Raw genomic sequence first — 19568 nt, forward strand, 5'->3', positions numbered from 1 at the left:
GGCATACTGGGGGCGTACGTCAACCCGCACATCGGAGGTTCATCAGCATGCCTATTGCCACCCCTGAGGTCTACAACGCGATGTTTGACCGCGCGAAGGAGCAAGGCTTCGCGTTCCCGGCCATCAACTGCACCTCGTCGGAGACGATCAACGCGGCGATCAAAGGTTTCGCGGAGGCGGAGTCCGACGGCATCATCCAGTTCTCCCTTGGCGGCGCCGAGTTCGGCTCGGGCCTGGCGCTGAAGAACAAGGTCGCTGGCGCGCAGGCGCTGGCGGCCTTCGCGCACGAGGTGGCCAAGCACTACGACGTCAACATTGCCCTGCACACCGACCACTGCCAGAAGGAGATGCTGGACGAGTACGTGCGGCCGCTGCTGGCGATTTCACAGGAGCGCGTGGATCGCGGCGAGAACCCGCTGTTCCAGTCGCACATGTGGGACGGTTCGGCCATCCCGATCGACGAGAACCTCGAGATCGCGCAGGAGCTTCTGGAAAAGGCGCGAAAGGCGAACATCATCCTCGAGGTCGAGATCGGCGTCGTCGGCGGTGAGGAGGATGGCGTCGAAGCGAAGGCCGGGGCCAACCTGTACACCACGCCGGAGGACTTCGAAAAGACCATCGACGCCATCGGCACCGGCGAGAACGGCCGCTACTTGCTGGCCGCGACCTTCGGCAACGTCCACGGCGTGTACAAGCCGGGCAACGTGAAGCTGCGCCCCGAGGTCCTCGGGGAGGGCCAGCGGGTGGCCGTGCAGAAGCTGGGCCTGAACGAGGGCGACAAGCCCTTCGACTTCGTCTTCCACGGCGGCTCGGGCTCCGAGAAGGAGAAGATCGAGGAGGCGCTTACCCACGGCGTGATCAAGATGAACGTGGACACCGACACCCAGTACGCGTTCACCCGTCCGTTGGCGGCGCACATGTTTGCCAACTACGACGGCGTGCTCAAGGTCGACGGCGAGGTGGGCAACAAGAAGGCCTACGACCCGCGCTCGTACCTGAAGAAGGCGGAGCAGTCCATGTCCGAGCGCGTCATCGAGGCGTGCCAGGACCTGCACTCCGTGGGCACCACGCTGAGCAAGTAGGCACGCGCTTATCGACGCCCCACCACCCCGGTGGGGCTTTTCGCTGTGTGGGGGTTGTGTGCGCCTGCGGCTAGTGTTAGGTGCATGGCCAAGCAACGGATGAGCACGCGCGAACGCCTGCACCAGATCGACAGTTCGCTCCACGCCCGGTTCAAGCGGGTGGTCAACCGCTTGCTGCCCATCACCCAGATCGCGTTGGCGGCGGGCGTTGCCTACTGGATCTCCACGAGCATCTTCGGCCACGGGCAGGCGTTTTTCGCGCCGATTTCGGTCATCATCGTCATCGGCATGACGGGGGGCGACCGCATCACCAAGGCGGTCGACGTCTCCATGGGCTGCATCATCAGTGTCCTCGTCGGCGACCTGCTGTTTGCCAACCTCGGCCAGGGCGGGTGGCAGATCGCGGTGATCGTCGGCGGCGCGCTGCTCATCGCGTCGTTCTTTTCCAAGTCGCAGCTGGTGAACAACCAGGTGGCGATCGGCTCGATCCTCATTGCCACGATCATGCCGCCGGGCGGAGAGGTCACCGGCATTGACCGCACCATCGACGCCCTCGTGGGCTGCACTGTGGCGATGCTGGTGCTGGCGCTCATCCCGCAGTGGCCGATGTCGCGCGCGCGGACGGAGATCGCGCACGTGTTGAAGTTCATGTCCTCCATCCTCGACGACGTGAAGAAGGGCCTGAAGGAGCGTGACGAGGAGGTCATCGCCGAGGCGCTGGAAGCCATCCGGTCCAGCCAGTCCGACGTGGACAGCATGGCCACGGCGATCCGCTCGGGACAGGAATCGGCGCGGCTGTCGCCGTTTTTGTGGGGGGCGCGGCGCTACGTGATGGCGCTGAGCCGCGTGATTACCCCGACGGACCAGGCGGTGCGCACGACCCGCGTGCTGGCGCGCCGGGCGCACGTGCTGTGCGAGGACAACGACACTGTCTCGGACGCGCAGGTTGAGATTATTGATTGCCTGGCGCGGATCTGCCTCGAGATTTCGGAGGTGTACGAGGTGAACTCGCGCCAGCTGCAGGCGCGGGTGATCCCGGAGGTTGTCAACGAGCTGCGCGGGCTTGGTGCGGACGCCGGGATGGACGTGCTGGACAAGGACGCCGTCCTGTCCGCGCACGTGATTTTGGCGCAGTCGCGCTCGCTGATCGTCGACCTGCTGCAGGTGTGCGGGATGTCGCGGGAATCGGCGGTGGCGGTGCTGGCGCCGACCTCGCCGACGCCGAAGTACCCGCCGGAGCTGTATAAATAGACTGCGCACGAGAACGTGCCCCCGGCCGAGGCCGGGGGCACGTGCGCTTAGGGGGAGGGTTTATCGCTGCTCGCGGGGGGCGTCGCCCTCGGTCTCGATGCGCTCCTTAGCAACCTCCTCGGTGACACGCTCGGTGTCCTGGACGGTCTGCTTGTCCAGGGAGACCTTCTCCACCGGGACGGACTCCTTGGAGACGTTGACGCGCTCCTCGTTCAGGGTGACGGAGGCGACTTCCTCGCCGAGATCGCCATCGGTGTTGACGCCGTCGGTGTCGGTGACGGGCTCGCGGGTGATGCGGACCTCTTCGCGCTCCACCGGGACCTCGACGGTCTCGGTCTCGTTGACAACGTACTTGCGCAGGCGTACCTCGCCGGACTGGACGCGCTCCTTGTCCACGTTCAGCTGCTCCTCGGAGCGGACGAGGGACTCGCGGTCGGCGTCGGTGACCTCGGCGTCCGGGGCCGGGGCCGGGGCGGCGGCTGCGTCCGGCGCAGGGGTGCCAGCTGCTGCGCCGGCGGCGGCACCAGCGGTGCCGGCAGCGGCGCCTGCCTCCGGAGCAGCCTGGGGACGGTCAGCCTCGTACGTGGTGACGTCCTGGGCGCCTTCCAGGCCGTAGTGGCGGTAGAAAGCCTCCTGGTCCTCCTGGGTCAGGTGGCCGTCCTCAGCGAGATCCGGGGCGTCCTTGACGCGGTCCTTCGGGAAGGCGAGGTGCAGTTCGCCGTCGCGAAGCGTGTGGCCGCGCAGCGGAACGATGGAGTCGCTGCCGCCGAAGAGGCCGTGGCTCACGGCCACGAAGTCGGGCTGGCCGCTGTTGTCGTTGACGTAGACATCCTTGACGGCGCCGATCTTGTCGCCGTCGACGTCGTAAGCAGTAGCGCTTGCGAGGTCTTCGATCCGGTTGTAGTCAGCCATGAGTGTGATCTCCTTTTGAGTCGTGAGTAAGTTCGCTCGGGTTTTTTGTTGTCCCGTTTGGGAACATCACCGAATGTAAGGAGACTGACGGAGGCTCGCTTGGACGTCCGCACAAACTGGGGCCGTTACCAATTGGTTGTGGAATGTACGCGGGGTGTTCGTTATTATTGCTGCCTCTGGCCCTCTGAGCTGGGGCGATGTCACCCGTGGGTGCTCGGCGACGACCGGGCCTGCCGCGCGGAGCGCGCCATAGCGGTGCGACGATGCATAAAAAGAGAAGAATGTGATATATGTCACTATCCCGGATCAGGCGGGCAGCTTGACGCTCTGGAGGTCGCGCAGGTGCCGGTAGAAGGTCACCCGGTCGACCGGCCGGGGGCGCGCGACGCCGTCGACGGTGACGCAGATATCCAGCCCGCCGGCCTGCACCGCGCGGCCCGTGAGCACCGAGGAGGCGTCGACCCGGCCGGGGGCGACACGGGCGCGGCGGGTGAAAAAGGCCCCGAGGGGCAGGCGCGACAGGGCCTCGAGCTGCTCGGGCGAGCGCCTGCCTGCCGGGCCGGTGGCGTTGGTGGGCGTGGTCAGGCGGGAGGCGGCGAGACCGGGCTGGTCGTTCATGGGCACGAGCTTTGCTCCGAAATCCCCGGAGAAGCGGGCGGAAAAGCCGGGGTCCTCCCGGAACAGGAGCACCTGGGAGTCCACGACGATCTCGCCGACGAACTCGCGGGCGGGGTCGTGGTGGGTCAGCGTCGCCGATCCCGCCACCACCTCGGAGCGGTCGGTGCGAATGCAGGGCGAGGGCGTGACCGGGGCTTCTATGGCCGCGGCGAGGCGGTCCGCTTCCGACAGGGCGGCCACGCCCCAGACCGCCGCGCCCGCGGACGCCGGGTCGGTGGGAATGTAGGCGACCTCGGCCCACAGGTAGTCCGCGCGCATCATCCGCGAGAGCACGGCGGCGAGCGCCGCGTCGGAGCCCGAGACCACCACGCGCAGCCGCTCGGCGGGTTCCTGCGGGGCGAACGTGGGCGCGCCGAGGTGTTCCACGGACGGGGAGGCGGCGATCTCCGCGAGCGAGGGTGTCGGGTCCACGGGCAGCAGCTCGCGCGCGGCGTCGTCGAGGAAGCGCAGGTCCGACCGCGACGGTAGGGCGGGGAGGGGGACGTTGCGTGCGGCGTCGATATGCAAGCGCGAAGCGCACGCGCAGTGGATAAGACGCATGCTGGTCACGCTACAATAGCGCCGTCAACGCCTACGTATAAGGAGTGAAGATGTCCGCCATCGTCATCGTCGGCGCCCAATGGGGCGATGAGGGCAAGGGCAAGGCCACGGATATTCTCGGCGGAAAAGTCGATTACGTGGTCAAGCCGAACGGGGGCAACAACGCGGGCCACACCGTCGTGGTGGGCGGGGAGAAGTACGAGCTCAAGCTCCTGCCCGCCGGTGTGCTCAGCGAGAACGCCACGCCGATCCTCGGCAACGGCGTGGTGATCAACCTCCAGGCGCTCTTCGAGGAGATTGACGGGCTCACCGCGCGCGGGGCCGACGCCTCCCGCTTGCGGATCTCGGGCAACGCCCACCTCGTTGCCCCGTACCACCAGACCCTCGACCGCGTGCAGGAGCGATTCCTGGGCAAGCGCGCGATCGGCACCACCGGCCGCGGCATCGGTCCGACTTACGCAGATAAGGTCGCGCGCGTGGGCCTGCGGGTACAAGACATTTTCGACGAATCGATCCTGCGCCAGAAGATCGAATCCGCCCTCGACGTCAAAAACCAGATGCTGGTGAAGATGTACAACCGCAAAGCCATCGGCGTCGACGAGACGATGGACTACTTCCTGGGCTACGCCGACCGGCTGAAGCCCATGGTCATCGACGCCGAGTACACGCTCAACACGGCGCTGGACCAGGGCAAGCACGTGCTCATGGAGGGCGGGCAGGCCACCATGCTCGACGTCGACCACGGCACCTACCCCTTTGTCACCTCCTCCAACCCGACGGCCGGCGGGGCGTGCGTGGGCGCGGGCATCGGGCCGACGCGCATCACGGCGTCGCTGGGAATTGTCAAGGCCTACACCACCCGCGTCGGCGCCGGGCCCTTCCCCACGGAGCTGTTTGATAAGTGGGGCGACTACCTCCAGACCGTCGGCGGCGAGGTGGGCGTGAACACCGGCCGCAAGCGCCGCTGCGGGTGGTACGACTCGGTGATCGCGCGCTACGCGGCGCGCGTCAACGGCTTCACCGACTTCTTCCTCACCAAACTCGACGTGCTTACCGGTATCGGGGAGATCCCCGTCTGCGTTGCCTACGACGTCGACGGCGAGCGCTTCGACGAGATGCCCCTCACCCAGACCCAGTTCCACCACGCCGAACCCATCTACGAGACGATGCCGGCCTGGGACGAAGACATCACCGGCATCACCGACTTCGACGACCTGCCGCAGAAGGCCAAGGACTACGTCCTGCGCCTCGAGGAGCTCTCCGGGGCCCCGATCAGCTACATCGGCGTCGGCCCGGGGCGCGACCAGACCATCGTGCGCAACGACGTGATGGAGCGCTAACACGTCCGGCCTGCATTCGGGGCCGGACACCTTCCAGCGAAAGGCGGAAAAGACCCACATGGCTTCCACAGACAACAACGAGGTGCTCATCCTGGGCAGCGGGACGCTGGCAGAGGAGCTGGCCTCCTCTTTCCGGCGCCTCGGCTACGTCGTACGGGTGGGCAGCCTCAGCGGCGATGCCGCGCTGGCGGCGGGCACGCCCGCGCTGACCGTTGTGTGCGAGTCGGCGCCGAGCGAGAAGCTGGCTGAGCTCGAGGCCACCACCGGCACCCGCCTCGTGCCCACGGTGGAGGCCTGCGAGATTACCCGCAACCGCGAGGGCATCCGTCGCACGGCCGCGGAGGAGCACGGCCTGCCCACCATGGCGTACGAGTTCGCCGACAGCCCCGGGGAGCTGCGCACGTGCGCAGAGCGCGTTGGCTACCCTTGCGTGGTCAAGCCGGGGACATCCACGGGCGGCGAAGGCCAAAGCGTGGTCACCGGCCCCGCGGAGCTGGACGAGGCGTGGCGCAAGGCGAGCACCAGCGGCGAGGAAGGCCGCGTCGGCGTGGAGCGCTACGTCGATTTCGACTTCGAGTGCACCATCCTCGCCGCGCGCTCCATCGACCCGGAGACCGGCCAGCTGGCCACGTGGTTCTGCGAACCCATTGGCACCCACCACGAGGACGGCCACCTCGTCGAAGTGTGGCAGCCGGCGCCACTGAGCGCCGACGCGATGGACAACGCGCGCTCGATCGCCGCGCGCATCACCAACGCGATCGGGGTGCAGGGCATTTACGCCATCGACCTCTTCGTCGACGGCGACGAGGTGTACTTCTCTCAGGTCAGCGCCCGCCCCACCCTCGACGGCATGGTCACGGGGGCGACCCAGCGCGTCAACGAGTTCGACCTGCACGCCAGGGCTGTGCTGGGCTTGCCTATCGACGTCACATTGACGTCCCCGGGGGCCGCGCGCTTCGTGAGCGCACCCGCGAGCCACACCGGGCTTGCCGACGCCCTGGCGGTCCCCGAGACGGGCGTGGAGGTCGCCGGCGACACCGTGGTTGTGCGCTCTACCGGGGAAAACGTCGCGGAGGCCCGCGAGCGCGCGCGGGAGGCGGCCGCTCGGTTGGGGTAACCGAGTTGGCCAGCGTTTTTGTAGAGGAAAGCGTTGAGGTGTTACCTAACGGCACCTTGAGCGGGTTTGCCGAGCTGGTCAAGAGATTTATGTAGGCTTCGGGCATCCGTCTAGGAGCGCGCGCCGTGGCCGTTGTTCGGTCGAGCCGACCTGCCTGGGGGGTCTCGTGCGTGTGATGCTGTTCACCTGAATTTCGCTTTCGCGGCCGTGTCACATGGATACACTGGAAAGAGTTTGGTGCACCTCACTGCGACGCACGCGAAACACACGCGAACATGAAAGGTGAAAACGTGACCGCTTCGAACTCTGTCCTTCTGACCCTTGCCAACCGCAGCTTCGACGGTGTTGACCTCGAGCAGCTTGCTTCTTCGCGCGAACTTCAGCTGGTTCGCGTGGAGTCCACGAATCTTCGCGAGGCTCACGCGGCCGTGTCGGCGTCGGAAAGCGCCGTGCTCATCGTCGGTACTGGCTCGCTCGACTTTGACGCGGACCTTGCATCCGCGCTCGGGGTGCCGGTGGTGGTTCTCGCGGACTCCGCGGAGAGGGAGGAGCTGGTCACGCGGCAGGTTGAGTCCTATGGTGCGACCGCGACCGTGGTCACGGCTGAGGGTCTCGAGGCGGCGCTGGCGGGCGTCGAGAAGAGCGACGGCCCGATCATGTCCCCGGTGGTTTTTGAGGCATGGCTGGTCAACCGCGCCCGGGAGAAGCAGGCTCACATCGTCCTGCCCGAGGGCGAGGACGACCGCATCCTTAAGGCCGCGGGCGAGCTGCTGAAGAAGGACGTGGTCAAGCTGACCATCTTCGGCGACCCCGCGGACATCGAGCGCCGCGCCGCGGACATCGGGGTCGACCTGTCGCAGGCCACCGTGCTCAACCACCTCGAGTCCGAGCTGCTCGAGGAGTTCGCCGCCGACTTCGCCGAACTGCGCAAGTCCAAGGGCATTTCGCTTGACGACGCCCGAGAGACCATGCGCGACATCTCCTACTTCGCCACCATGATGGTGCACAAGGGCCTTGCCGACGGCATGGTGTCCGGCGCCGCCCACACCACCGCCCACACGATTAAGCCGTCCTTCCAGATCATCAAGACCGCCCCGGGCGCCTCCGTGGTGTCCTCGATCTTCCTCATGGTTATGCGCGGGCGCCTCTGGGCCTTCGGCGACTGTGCCGTCAACCCGAACCCGACGACCGAGCAGCTCGCCGAGATCACCACCGTCTCCGCGGAAACTGCCTCCCAGTTCGGCATCGACCCCAAGGTCGCCGTGCTGTCCTACTCCACCGGCTCCTCCGGCTCCGGCCCGGACGTCGACCGCGCCATCGACGTCGTCTCCGCCGCCCGAGCGGTGGACCCCGAGCTCAAGGTGGACGGCCCGCTGCAGTTCGACGCCGCCTGCGACCCAGGCGTGGGCAAGAAGAAAGCGCCGGACTCCCCGGTGGCCGGCCAGGCCAACGTGTTCATCTTCCCTGACCTGGAGGCGGGCAACATCGGCTACAAGATCGCCCAACGCACCGGCGACGCCCTCGCCGTCGGCCCGATCCTGCAGGGTCTGAACAAGCCGGTCAACGACCTCTCCCGTGGCGCGACCGTGCGCGACATCGTCAACACCGTCGCCATCACCGCGATCCAGGCAGGGGGTAAGTAATGTACTCGCTGGTCATCAACTCTGGCTCGTCCTCGATCAAGTTCCAGATCGTCGACCCGAACGCCGACGCCGCCGCCGACCCGTACGTCTCCGGTCTTGTCGAGCAGATCGGCGAAGCCTCCGGCGCCATCACGGTGAAGCACCCGGGCGGTAAGGAAGTCGTCGAAAAGCAGATCCCGACGCACAAGGACGGCCTGGCCGAAGCCTTCCGCATCCTTGACGAGCAGGGCGTTGGCCCCACCCAGCTGGACATCACCGCGGTGGGGCACCGCGTGGTCCACGGCGGCATGGTCTTCTCCGAGCCGGAGATCATCGTCGACGCCGTGGTGGAGAAGATCCGCGAGCTCATCCCGCTCGCCCCGCTGCACAACCCCGCCAACGTCGACGGCATCGAGGTCGCCCGCGAGCTGCTGCCGGACATCCCGCACGTCGCGGTGTTCGACACCGGCTTCTTCCAGAACCTCCCGCCCGCCGCCGCCGTCTACGCCATCAACGCCAAGGTGGCCGACGAGCACAAGATCCGCCGCTACGGCTTCCACGGAACCTCCCACGAGTTCGTCTCGTCCCAGGTGCCGCACATCATCGACCGCGACCCGGCGCACACCCGCCAGATTGTCCTCCACCTCGGCAACGGCGCCTCCTGCTCCGCCGTGGTCAACGGCCAGCCCATCGACACCTCCATGGGCCTGACCCCGCTCGCTGGCCTGGTCATGGGCACCCGCAGCGGCGACATCGACCCCGGCATCATTTTCCACCTCTCCCGCCAGGCAGGCATGAGCATCGACGAGATCGACAACCTGCTCAACCGTCAGTCCGGCGTGAAGGGCCTGTCCGGCGTCAACGACTTCCGCCAGCTGCGCGCCCTCATCGAGGACGAAAACCAGGATGCTTGGATGGCGTACAACGTGTACATCAACCAGCTGCGCCGCTACATCGGCTCCTACATGATCGCCCTCGGCCGCGTCGACGCCATCACCTTCACCGCCGGCGTTGGAGAGAACGACCAGTTCGTGCGCCGCGACGCCCTGGACAACCTCGAGATGTACGGCATCGAGATCGACCCGGAGCGCAACGCCGCGCCCAACGACGGCCCGCGCATCATCTCCACCGACAACTCGAAGGTGAAGGTCCTCGTCGTGCCCACCAACGAGGAACTCGCGATCGCCCAGAAGGCCGCGCGCCTAGCGACGAAGGCGTAGGGGCTGGTCGTCGGGTTTTGTTTTTTAGGTGCTGGGGTTTCTTTGCGGGCCCCTGTTGCGCGTTGACGTCGACTGCGGTCGACGTCAAGGGTTTTCTGGGTGCAATTCCCGAGGTCGTCTAACCTCCTGATGCGTTGACGTCGACTACGGTCGACGTCAGCGACATCGAGCCCCAGAATCCCCTGGTCGGCTAACCCCTGGAAACGTTGAGGTCGACTACGGTCGACCTCAAGGGTTTTCCGGGTGTAAATCCCCAGGTCGCCTAGCCCCCGGATGCGTTGACGTCGACTACGGTCGACCTCAGCGGAATCGAGCCCCAAAATCCCCAGGTCGCCTAACCCCTGGAAACGTTGACGTCGACTACGGTCGATCTCAAGGGTTTTCCGGGTGTAAATCCCCAGGTCGCCTAGCCCCCGGATGCGTTGACGTCGACTACGGTCGACCTCAGCGAACTCGAGCCCCAAAATCCCCAGGTCGCCTAACCCCTGGAAACGTTGACGTCGACCACGGTCGACCTCAGCGAACTCGAGCCCCAAAATCCCCAGGTCGCCTAGCCCCCGGATGCGTTGACGTCGACTACGGTCGACCTCAGCGGAATCGAGCCCCAAAATCCCCAGGTCGCCTAACCCCTGGAAACGTTGACGTCGACTACGGTCGACCTCAAGGGTTTTCCGGGTGTAAATCCCCAGGTCGCCTAGCCCCCGGATGCGTTGACGTCGACTACGGTCGACCTCAGCGAACTCGAGCCCCAAAATCCCCAGGTCGCCTAACCCCTGGAAACGTTGACGTCGACCACGGTCGACCTCAGCGGAATCGAGCCCTAAAATCCCTGGTCGCCTAACCCCCGGATGCGTTGACGTCGACTACGGTCGACCTCAGCGACATCGAGCCCGCAATTCCCCAGGTCGCCTAACCCCTGGAAACGTTGACGTCGACTACGGTCGACCTCAGCGAACTCGAGCCCCAAAATCCCCAGGTCGCCTAACCCCCGGAAGACCACGGTCGACCTCAGCGTGAAATCAAACCCCAAAACCCCCTGACCCACAGAAAACCCACAACCGCAACTGAACTGCTCCCCATTAGTTGGACTGAGAAATCAGTTGCTAACAACTAGTGGGGAGCATGTTCTTTGAGAGCACGTAGTTCGCTGAGTGAAGTTCAGCGTGAGCAGTTAGTCGACCTTTTCGAGCAGGGAATGGGTTCCCACGCCGCTTCTCGTGTTGTCGGTGTCTCGAGGGATGCAGCGCGCTGCCTCTATCGCCGTTTCCAACTACGTGGCAGGCTATGTCTCGTGGAGAAACCGAACAAGCAGCGCTACTCCTTCGAGACGAAGAAGGAGGTTGTGGAACGTCATCTGGCCGGTGAGTCGAAGATGGATCTTGCCCGAAAGTTCAATCTTTCATCCGACCAACTCGTCAAGGACTGGGTGATTAAGTGGCGCAAAGGCGGCGACGAGGCTCTGCGCCCGAAGCCGAAGGGCAGGCCGAAAGGTTCAGGCAAACCGAAGGTGCTTTCTGAGGAAGAAAAGCTTCGCTGCCAGGTTGAACGGCTGGAAGCGGAAATCGCCTACTTAAAAAAATTGCGGGACTTGAGGAACCAGGGACACGCCTAAAAGCCCAGGCGATCGTCATCCTCAAGTCACACCACCGCTTGGAGTACCTCCTGGATGCGGCCGGTATGGCACGCTCGACATTCTTCTACCACCAGAAACGACTCACCGCACCGGATAAACATGCCGAGCTCAAACAGGTTGCGTCCGCTAGCGTGGTGTACCTGTGACTGTCGGTGAGGGACCTCATGAACGTGTGAGGCGGCCACCGCAGTACCTTTCGAATCAATTCCAACATCTCCTCGAAAGGAACCAACGCGATGACCGCTGGACCCAATCATATCGACCCGACCGCCTACCTTGATGAGCTGCTCGCCCAAGCATCCCCGGATCTGATGCGTCAGATGCTGCAGGACTTCATCAACCAGATCCTCTCCACCCAAGCAGACAGCATCTGCGGGGCCGACTACGCCACAGTCAGCGACACCCGCACCAACCACCGAAACGGCTACCGCCACCGCGACCTGGACACACGCGTGGGCACCATCGACGTGAGAATCCCGAAACTTCGCCACGGATCATTCTTCCCCGACTGGTTGTTGGAGCGCCGCTCACGAGCAGAACGCGCCCTGGCCACCGTCGTAGCCACCTGCTACCTCAAGGGGGTCTCCACCCGCCGCATGAACGACCTTGTCGCCACCCTCGGGATCACCAACCTGTCGAAGTCACAGGTGTCTACCATGGCCAAAGAACTCGACGTGATGGTCGAAGACTTCCGCACCCGCCCGTTGGACACCGGCCCCTACCTCTATGTTTCCTGCGACGCGCTGACGATGAAGGTGCGTGAAGGCGGGCGCGTCGTCAAAACCAGCGTGCTGCTGGCCACCGGGGTTAACGCCGACGGGTACCGGGAGTTGCTTGGTATGCAGGTCGCCACCGCCGAATCGGCCGCGTCGTGGACCGGGTTCTTCCGCGACCTGAAAGCCCGGGGCCTGGATCAGGTGTACCTGGTCACCAGCGACGCCCACCTAGGCATCCAAGCCGCTGTGGGTGACTGCCTACCCAACGCATCCTGGCAGCGGTGCCGCACCCATTTCGCGAAGAATCTGTCATCGATGGTGCCGAAAACCCAGTGGCCGACATTGTCGGCGATGTTTCACACGATCTTCCAACAACCCGACGCCCAGGCCGTGTGGGACCAGGCCCGAGACGTCATTGAGTTTTGCCAGCAGAAGTTCCCCCATGTGGCGGATTACCTGGAGGAATCCTTGGACGACCTGCTGGCGTTTACGAACGCGCCGAAAGCGGTGTGGACGAAGGTGTGGTCAAACAACCCCACTGAAAGGCTCAACCGGGAGATCAGACGTCGCACCGACGTCGTGGGGATCTTCCCCAACCGCGACGCCGTCGTGCGTCTGGTCGGGGCGGTACTCGCCGAGCAACACGATGATTGGATCCAGCAGAAACGCTACATGTCGCTAACCAGCCTGGAACAGACCAAGACGATGATGACAGCCACCGTCATTGATGCCGGCGAATCCACTCAGGAGGTTGCATGAGCCCACGCCAGCACCGAGCTCGTGACGGCCCCTGACACCGTCATCCTGCTTGTTCATATCGGAAGGCAGATACACCACCACCGTGGACTTGACCCTCAAACAGGCGATCCGGGACAGTTTTAAGCGCAACAAACACCGCTACGGCTACCGGCGGGTACTGCTCGACCTTCGTAACCAAGGTTGGATAGTCAACCACAAACTTGTCTTAAAGCTCATGCGTGAGATGGGCTTGAAAGCCAAGATCCGCCAGCGCAGGCCCTACATCTCCTACACAGGCACAACCAGTCACATCGCCGAGAACACACTCGAGCGCAACTTCACCCCGGATAAACCCAACTCTGTTTTCGTCAGCGACGTCACCGAGTTCAAGGTCGCCGGCCGCAAGGTGTATCTCTCACCGGTGATGGACCTGTTCGACCGCGCAATCGTCGCCCACACAGTGGCCACATCGCCAACCACAGCCTTGACCTCGGCCTCGTTGGCGCAGGCGATCGAAGCGTGTGCTCCAAAGCCGGGCTGGATGATCCACACCGATCAAGGATTCCAATACCAGCACTCATCCTGGCGCACCCTGATTAGCCAGCACCATGGAGTCCAGTCAATGTCACGCAAAGGCAATTGCTACGACAACGCAGTCATGGAGAACTTCTTCGGCCACCTGAAAACCGAAATGTTCCACGGAGAAGTCTTCGACACCATCGAGCAATTCACCGCCGCGGTCGACGAGTACATCCAGTGGTACAACACGCAACGACTCCAACAACGACTCAAGGGCCTGACCCCGATGCAATACCGGAATCAGACCCTTGAAACCCTAACCGCCTAGAATTAAACCAGTCCAACTTTCGGGGGCCAGTTCAAACCCGCCCCACCGAAACTGTGGATAACAGCACTACGTGAACAGCGTTATCCACAGTGCAGTGAGCATTTCGCGCGCGCACCCCACGGGGGCTGCTAGACAGAGTGCATGAGAGTGAACTCGGGGAAAAAGAATTCGAGAGGATCATGTACCTCTACACCAGGTACAGGCGCAAAGCGGTGCTTACAGGGCCGGCGGCGTTGCGGTTGATGGGGGTGAAGACGTTGTCGTGGGTTGACAGCATCGACCTCGTGCTGGAGGGGACAACACGAGCGAAGTCCCGCGCGTTGTGGCCGCAGGGGGTGGTGTATCGCAGCGGTATGCTGACGCCGCAGCACGTCAGGGAGCGTGGCTCGGTGATGATGACGTCGCTGGCGATGGCGCTGTTTGATACGTACCGCTACTACGGCCGGGCGGAGGCGTTGGTGGCGGTGGAGTCGGCGCTGCAGATCAACGGGGTGGAAAAGGACGAGCTGCTGAGGTGGGTGGCTGTGTTGCCCAGGGCGAAAACAATTAAGGAGTTCCGGGAGTTGGTGGAGTACGCCAGCCCGTTGAGCGAGAGCCCGCTGGAGACGCAAGCACGCGACAACATCCTAGTGGCGGAGATCCCGGGGTTGGTGAAGCTTGAGCAGCAGGTTCCGTTCCGGTACGTCACGTCGTGGGGGGAGCCAAAGGTGGGCAGGCACGACATGGTGATCAACGATGTCATCGCGGTGGGGGCCGACGGGAAGTGCAAATGGGCCGACGACTGGAAGGGCGTGACGCGCGAGGAACGCGAGCGCGAGCGTTGGGCGATGCACGGTGACAAGGTGCTCATCCGCGCCAGCTGGGAGGATGTGAGCAACGGCGATCTGGTGCGGTGGGTGCGTGAGGCGATCGCGCTGACGCAGGGTCAGAACCAGGTGGAGGGGCGCACCTTGTTGGCCATGTCCACGAGCGCGTAGCGGTGGTGGGCGTAGGGGGCAACGCGGGCTTGTTCGCGCAGTGTGGTGGCGATGCCGCTGCGCAGCCCGTGGACGGTGAAGGGGTATTCGAAGAGGTTGTGGTCCGACGCTGCTTTTTCCACGTCGGCGTCGCGCAGGAAGGTCAGCCCGGCGCGCAGGACGTACACCTTGATCTGCAGGAAGCGCGGTTCGTTGCTCGGGATCTCTTCGAGGCGGCGGGCGGCGCGGCGGATGCGGGATTCGGTGAGGGAGGCGGAGACGAGGTCGAGGATGGTGGTCAGCCGTGCCATGCGGTGGTGGCGGGAGGACTGGGGGACGCGGTCGAGGGCGGCGACGGCGAGCTCGACTTCGGATTCGGCCATGAGCAGGCGCGCGAGCCCGAAGGCGGCGGAGACGGTGGCCGGGTTGGTTTGCCAGACGAGGGCGTAGAGGCGCAGGGAGTTGTAGCGCAGGATGGCGGGGTCGTCGGTGATGAGCAGCCACTCGGGGGTGAGCATACCGCGTTCTTCCCAGTCTTCGAAGACGCTGTTGGGCAGGTCGGCGAGGTTGGTGCGGATGCCGGTGCTGGCGCGGGCGATGTCGTCGAGAAGCAAGTCCGTGCCGCGCGGGGCGATCTGCTGGCAGATGAGCTCGTCGACGGCGGCGATGGCGAGCTTGGGGGCGGCCTCGCCGGGGACGTGGGACAAGACGGTGGTGAAGTCGCGTTGGGCCTCGGCGTAGTCGCCGAGCAGCATGTTGATCACGCCGGAGTACCAGGCGTAGCGCCAGTTGGCGGTGAGTTTGTCGCTGAGCGAGGCGAGCCAGCTGCGAGCCTGGTAGGTCAGGCCCATGTCGAGCATGGCGCGCACGACGCCGAAGGGGATCTCCGTCGACTCTTCGTACTGCGGTGTCTGCATGGCCTGGCGCAGGTTTTCCAGGGTTTCCTGGGGCTCCTGGTAGGAGGTGCCTTGGATCATGGAGGCGCCGACGTCGGCGCGGTCAATGAGCGGGGAAGGCAGCGCGGAAAAGACCTCTTGGGGGGTGATTTCGACGGTGCGGGAGATGCCGTCGATCAGCTGGTCGGTGCGAAAGACCAGGTGCTTGGTGCCAAAGGTCGTGCGCTGCGGGGAGAACAGGGAGTGCTGCGCTGGGTACGTCACGCCGTCGCGGATGGCCAGGCATTCGCGCAGCACGCCGAGGAGTTGGCCCTCGAGCTCGGTGACGTTGGCGAAGCGCTTCGCGGGGTCGGGGTGGCAGCAGCGCAGCAGCAGGCGGTACAGCGACAGGTAGCGGCGGAACGTCGGCTCGCGGGTGGGGGAGGGGATGCCGGGCGCGTAGACGCCGTCCTCGCGCGGCAGGTCGACGACGAGGGAGGCCAGCGTGCGGCCGACGGTATAGATATCGCTGCTTATCGACGGCCCCTCGGACGCCACCTCCGGTGCCTGAAAGCCCTTGGTGCCGTAGATGTAGCCGAAGGCGCCGATGCCGGAGACGGCGCCGAGGTCGATGAGCTTGACCTGGTCCTCGGTGACGATGATGTTGTCGGGCTTGAGGTCGTTGTAGACCACGCCGCGCGAGTGCAGGTAGCCCAGCGCGGGCAGGACCTCGAGGATGTAGGCGATGGCCACGTCGATGGGCAGGAGGTGTTGTGCTTCGGCGTTGCGGCGCTCGCGCAGCGAGGGGCCGCCGACGTACTCCATGACGATGAAGCCGCCGGGCACGCGCGGGTCGTCGATGAAGTTGAAGATCTTGACAATGCCGGGGTGGGTGATGTCGGCGAGGAACTCGCGCTCGGCGGCCGCGGCGGCGGTCTCGTCGGCGTTCTTGGTGGAGTGCAGGCCCTTGAGCACGACGACGCGGCCGGCCACGTGGTGGTCGTGGGCGAGGTAGATCCACCCCATGCCGCCGTGGGCGATGACGCCCATCACCTCGTACTGGCTGGCCACGATGTCGCCGGGGTGGAGCTGCGGCAGAGGCACGCCCTTGGTGGAGTGGGCGTGCAGCGGGTCGATGAGCGCGTCGCGCGGCTCGCCCGGGGCGACCCACGGCAGCTCGACCATGCCGTCGGCGACGGTGCGGGAGGCGCGCTTGGCGCCGCGCAGCTCGCGGAAGGTGTCCAGCGCCTTGCGGCGGGAGCGCTGCGAGGAGTTCTCGTTCGCGGAGCCTTCGCGCAGCTTGTCCAGGTCCTTGAGCAGGCCGGCGATGTCGCCGAGCCCGGCGTACTCCTCGCTGGGGCCGCTGTCGACGGGGTGCGCGTCGGTGTCGTCTGTGTCGTCGTCGGCGAAGGGGTCGAACTCGACGGCCTCGGTGTCGTCTGTGTCGTCGTCGGCGAAGGGGTCGAACTCGACGGCTTCGGTGGGTTCGGGGTGGTGTGCGTCAGCCATTGCTTTCCTCCACGGGGTCCTGCACGGGCTCCTCCCGGTAGCGCGCCGGGGGCGGCGCTGGGCTGGTCAGGGCGTCGGCGAGCCAGTCCGCCCGCATGCGCTGCCAGGTGCCGTCGTGTTCGATGCGTTCGATGGTCTCGTTGACCTGGCGCACGAGCCCGTCGCGGCCGCGGCGGACGCCGACGGCGTAGTTCTGCATGCCGTAGGTCTCGTCGAGCACGCGTGTATGGGGGTCTTGGGCGGTCATGCCGGCGAGGATGGCGTCGTCCGACAGCACGGCGTCAGCCTGGTACTGCTGGGTGGCCATGAGGCAGTCCGCCCAGGAGCGTGTGCGCAGGATCCCAGATTCGGGGGCGACTGTGCGGGCGAGCTCGAGGAGGTTCGAGCCGTCGACGACGCAGATGGTGTTCTCGGCGGCGTCGGCGATGGTGGTGATCTCGCTGTTGAGGGGGGTGAGCAGGCGCACGGCGCTGGCGAGGTAGGGCACGGAAAAGTCGGAGTTTTTCGCGCGCTCCGGGGTGATCGACATGGTGCGCACGATGATGTCCACGTCGCCCTCTTCGAGGGCGGCGACGCGCCGGCCCGATTCCACGAAGCGGAAGTCCACCCGGTCGGGGTCGCCGAAGATGTCGCGGGCGATTTCGTGCGCCAGGTCGATTTCGAAGCCACGCAGGTCGCCGACGGCTGTGTCGCGGTAGGACAGCAGGTACTGGGACTGGTCCACGCCGACGACGATGCGCCCGCGCTGCAGGATCTCGGGGATGCGCTCCTCGGGGGTGGCGTCGTCGGGGCGCAGCGAGCCCTCCCAGAAGGAGTCGTCGACGAAGGGGCTGGCCGGGTCGACGCCGGCCGGGTCGAGTTGCGCCCCGACGGGCAGCGGCAGGCCCGAGTACACCAGCGGCGGGTCGGCGGGCGGAATCGGCGGGGCTGTGGGAGCGCAGGCGGCGAGCGCGAGGGAGCCGGCGCACGCGAGGGCGGCGAGTCGCTTCATCACAGGTACTCCCTCAGCCGGCGGCGGATGCCCAGCCAGATGGCCAGGATGGACAGGAAGGTCAGCACGGCCACCGCGCCGGAGACGGCGCGGGTGGCGTCGAGCGAGGCGCCGATGTACTCGCGCATGTCGGCGCGCGTCTGCTGGATCAGCTCGGAAAACACCGAGTCCAGCTGCGCGTAGGCCAGCGCGGAGGAGGTGGTGTCGGCCGTGCGGGAGGTGTCGGTGAGGATGTCGATGGCGTGGTCGAAGCGGCCCTCGTTGAGGGTGTCCACGAGGTCGCGGTGGGCGTCGCGCCACGCGTCGAGCGCGTCGCGGCCGGACTGGACGAGGTAGGGGTCGGCGTTTTCGGAGGCCGCGTCGAGGGCGCTGGAGACCGAGGCGTAGGTGGCGGAGAAGGAGGTTTCGGACTCGTCGACGCTTTGGCGGCGCAGGAGCGCGAAGATTTCGTCGGTGCGGGTCTCTTGGGCGTCGATACGCGCGGCCGTGAGCTCCTGCCAGGGGTTCGAGGCCATCTCGAAGCCGACGGAGCCGGAGCGCCACGCGGCGTAGTTGGAGCCGCCGACCCACGCGATGGCGACGACCATGAGCGCGCTGGCCACGAGGAAGCCCTTGTTCAGGCGGCGGCGGAACACGCGCCACAGATAATATTGCGCGAGCACGAGGAAGATGAGGGCGGCGGCAAGCCCGGACAGCGGCACCCACTGGGGCGAGGAGAGCCGGTCCATCTGGGTGGCCACCTGCTCGCGGCTGATGCGAAAGAGCGTGGAGGCGTCGTCGAGCATGCGCTCGCGCATGAGGCCCGAGGCCTGGGACATGTAGGCCACGCCGACGGGGTTGCCCATCCGCTGGTTGGTTTTCGCGCGCTCCATGATGCCGGCGTAGAGCGGCACGTCGCGCTGTATCTGGGTGACCAAGTCGCGCACGTCGTCGCGGGTGTCGCCGGAGCTGGCGTCGACGGCGCCCTCGAGGATCTCGTTGGCGGCGACGATCGCGCGGTCGAGGGAGGCGAGGTAGAGGTGCATGTCCTGCTGGGCCACCATCCCCGGGGAGATGAACCCGGTGGTGGAGACGGTGTCCGCCTGCGACAACGAGGTGTAGAGCACGTGCGCCGAGTTGCTCATCGGCTCGGTGGCGTCGACGACGACGTTGAGAGCCTGCTGGCGCTGCGCCATGGAGTAGCTCATGGCCCAGCCGGCGGCGACGAGGGCGAGGGTGAGCACGAGCATCATCGCGATGATGCGGCCCGGGGTGGTGGCGGCGAAGTCGAGCACGCGGCGCACCCAGCGCAGCGGGCCGGTAAACGTGTCGGCGACGAAGGAGCGGGCCCCGCGGTTTTCGGGCCGCTCCTCGAAGCTGTCGAGCCACTCGTCCCCGCCCGCCGCAGAACCCGCCTCCGAAGCAAAACCCGCGGAGCCCGGAGCAGAACCCGAGGCGGAGTCCGGGGCGGGGCGCGCCGCGGATGTCGCGGTGCCGCGGCCGCGTTGGGTGGTCCTCGCCTCGCGCATAACAGCCAAGAATATCGTGGGTTCCCGGCCGCC

13 protein-coding genes and 2 pseudogenes are annotated in these 19568 nt (G+C 65.8%); 10 read left to right on the forward strand and 5 right to left on the reverse strand.

The window, feature by feature from the left end:
• Positions 1 to 47 precede the first annotated feature (47 nt).
• Positions 48 to 1082 carry a class II fructose-bisphosphate aldolase gene (gene fbaA, locus BLT81_RS12315; protein ID WP_019194719.1) on the forward strand — a complete coding sequence of 345 codons (1035 nt, stop codon included), beginning with the start codon at positions 48 to 50 and terminating at the stop codon, positions 1080 to 1082.
• An 84-nt stretch (positions 1083 to 1166) separates the two neighbouring features.
• Positions 1167 to 2333, forward strand: coding sequence for an FUSC family protein (locus BLT81_RS12320; RefSeq protein ID WP_040421689.1), 1167 nt, complete (start codon positions 1167 to 1169; stop codon positions 2331 to 2333).
• A gap of 60 nt (positions 2334 to 2393) precedes the next feature.
• On the opposite strand, the gene BLT81_RS12325 is transcribed toward BLT81_RS12320, so the two are convergent.
• Together BLT81_RS12325 and BLT81_RS12330 are read right to left on the reverse strand one after the other, a co-directional pair.
• Complete coding sequence (locus BLT81_RS12325) at positions 2394 to 3245, reverse strand: DUF2382 domain-containing protein (protein ID WP_019194717.1); 852 nt, start codon at positions 3243 to 3245, stop codon at positions 2394 to 2396.
• A gap of 306 nt (positions 3246 to 3551) precedes the next feature.
• Positions 3552 to 4463 carry a hypothetical protein gene (locus BLT81_RS12330; RefSeq protein WP_040421731.1) on the reverse strand — a complete coding sequence of 304 codons (912 nt, stop codon included), beginning with the start codon at positions 4461 to 4463 and terminating at the stop codon, positions 3552 to 3554.
• Positions 4464 to 4513: 50 nt separating this feature from the next.
• Between BLT81_RS12330 and BLT81_RS12335 the strand changes: the two genes are divergently transcribed.
• From BLT81_RS12335 to BLT81_RS12375, 8 genes and pseudogenes are all read left to right on the forward strand, one after another.
• Positions 4514 to 5803 (forward strand): adenylosuccinate synthase, encoded by a 1290-nt coding sequence (locus BLT81_RS12335; protein WP_019194715.1) that lies wholly within the window; start codon positions 4514 to 4516, stop codon positions 5801 to 5803.
• Positions 5804 to 5861: 58 nt separating this feature from the next.
• Positions 5862 to 6920 carry an ATP-grasp domain-containing protein gene (locus BLT81_RS12340; protein ID WP_019194714.1) on the forward strand — a complete coding sequence of 353 codons (1059 nt, stop codon included), beginning with the start codon at positions 5862 to 5864 and terminating at the stop codon, positions 6918 to 6920.
• Between the two features lie 290 nt (positions 6921 to 7210).
• On the forward strand, positions 7211 to 8563 hold the full coding sequence (gene pta / locus BLT81_RS12345) for a phosphate acetyltransferase (RefSeq protein WP_019194713.1): 1353 nt from the start codon (positions 7211 to 7213) through the stop codon (positions 8561 to 8563).
• Positions 8563 to 9762 carry an acetate kinase gene (locus BLT81_RS12350; protein WP_019194712.1) on the forward strand — a complete coding sequence of 400 codons (1200 nt, stop codon included), beginning with the start codon at positions 8563 to 8565 and terminating at the stop codon, positions 9760 to 9762. The genes pta and BLT81_RS12350 overlap by 1 nt, the downstream gene beginning before the upstream one ends.
• Before the next feature lie 1265 nt (positions 9763 to 11027).
• Positions 11028 to 11511: pseudogene (locus BLT81_RS12360) on the forward strand (helix-turn-helix domain-containing protein); the annotation flags it as partial.
• Positions 11512 to 11631: 120 nt separating this feature from the next.
• The gene (locus BLT81_RS12365; protein ID WP_083337246.1) at positions 11632 to 12870 is read left to right on the forward strand and encodes an IS256 family transposase; all 1239 of its coding nucleotides are present in this window, start codon (positions 11632 to 11634) and stop codon (positions 12868 to 12870) included.
• A gap of 88 nt (positions 12871 to 12958) precedes the next feature.
• Positions 12959 to 13696, forward strand: a pseudogene (locus tag BLT81_RS12370) (IS3 family transposase); the annotation flags it as partial.
• A gap of 179 nt (positions 13697 to 13875) precedes the next feature.
• Positions 13876 to 14673 (forward strand): hypothetical protein, encoded by a 798-nt coding sequence (locus BLT81_RS12375; RefSeq protein WP_019195193.1) that lies wholly within the window; start codon positions 13876 to 13878, stop codon positions 14671 to 14673.
• On the opposite strand, the gene BLT81_RS12380 is transcribed toward BLT81_RS12375, so the two are convergent.
• From BLT81_RS12380 to BLT81_RS12390, 3 genes are read right to left on the reverse strand one after another with little or no spacing between them, the layout of a single operon-like run.
• Complete coding sequence (locus BLT81_RS12380) at positions 14622 to 17036, reverse strand: serine/threonine protein kinase (protein WP_019195192.1); 2415 nt, start codon at positions 17034 to 17036, stop codon at positions 14622 to 14624. The genes BLT81_RS12375 and BLT81_RS12380 overlap by 52 nt on opposite strands.
• Positions 17029 to 18027, reverse strand: a complete 999-nt coding sequence (locus tag BLT81_RS12385; protein WP_019195191.1) for a transporter substrate-binding domain-containing protein — start codon at positions 18025 to 18027, stop codon at positions 17029 to 17031. Before BLT81_RS12385 ends, BLT81_RS12380 begins: the two co-directional genes overlap by 8 nt.
• A complete protein-coding gene (locus tag BLT81_RS12390; RefSeq protein WP_019195190.1) occupies positions 18027 to 19535 on the reverse strand; it encodes a hypothetical protein in 1509 nt (502 codons plus the stop codon). Before BLT81_RS12390 ends, BLT81_RS12385 begins: the two co-directional genes overlap by 1 nt.
• Positions 19536 to 19568 lie beyond the last annotated feature (33 nt).

Source organism: Corynebacterium timonense (assembly GCF_900105305.1).
Lineage (GTDB): Bacteria > Actinomycetota > Actinomycetes > Mycobacteriales > Mycobacteriaceae > Corynebacterium > Corynebacterium timonense.

Coding starts and splice junctions, on each gene's coding strand:
- BLT81_RS12375 (WP_019195193.1), top strand. CDS start 13,876: ATGTACCTCTACACCAGGTACAGGCGCAAAGCGGTGCTTACAGGGCCG.
- BLT81_RS12330 (WP_040421731.1), bottom strand. CDS start 4,463: ATGCGTCTTATCCACTGCGCGTGCGCTTCGCGCTTGCATATCGACGCC.
- BLT81_RS12325 (WP_019194717.1), bottom strand. CDS start 3,245: ATGGCTGACTACAACCGGATCGAAGACCTCGCAAGCGCTACTGCTTAC.
- BLT81_RS12320 (WP_040421689.1), top strand. CDS start 1,167: ATGGCCAAGCAACGGATGAGCACGCGCGAACGCCTGCACCAGATCGAC.
- BLT81_RS12350 (WP_019194712.1), top strand. CDS start 8,563: ATGTACTCGCTGGTCATCAACTCTGGCTCGTCCTCGATCAAGTTCCAG.
- fbaA (WP_019194719.1), top strand. CDS start 48: ATGCCTATTGCCACCCCTGAGGTCTACAACGCGATGTTTGACCGCGCG.
- BLT81_RS12365 (WP_083337246.1), top strand. CDS start 11,632: ATGACCGCTGGACCCAATCATATCGACCCGACCGCCTACCTTGATGAG.
- BLT81_RS12340 (WP_019194714.1), top strand. CDS start 5,862: ATGGCTTCCACAGACAACAACGAGGTGCTCATCCTGGGCAGCGGGACG.
- BLT81_RS12385 (WP_019195191.1), bottom strand. CDS start 18,027: ATGAAGCGACTCGCCGCCCTCGCGTGCGCCGGCTCCCTCGCGCTCGCC.
- BLT81_RS12380 (WP_019195192.1), bottom strand. CDS start 17,036: ATGGCTGACGCACACCACCCCGAACCCACCGAAGCCGTCGAGTTCGAC.
- BLT81_RS12335 (WP_019194715.1), top strand. CDS start 4,514: ATGTCCGCCATCGTCATCGTCGGCGCCCAATGGGGCGATGAGGGCAAG.
- BLT81_RS12390 (WP_019195190.1), bottom strand. CDS start 19,535: ATGCGCGAGGCGAGGACCACCCAACGCGGCCGCGGCACCGCGACATCC.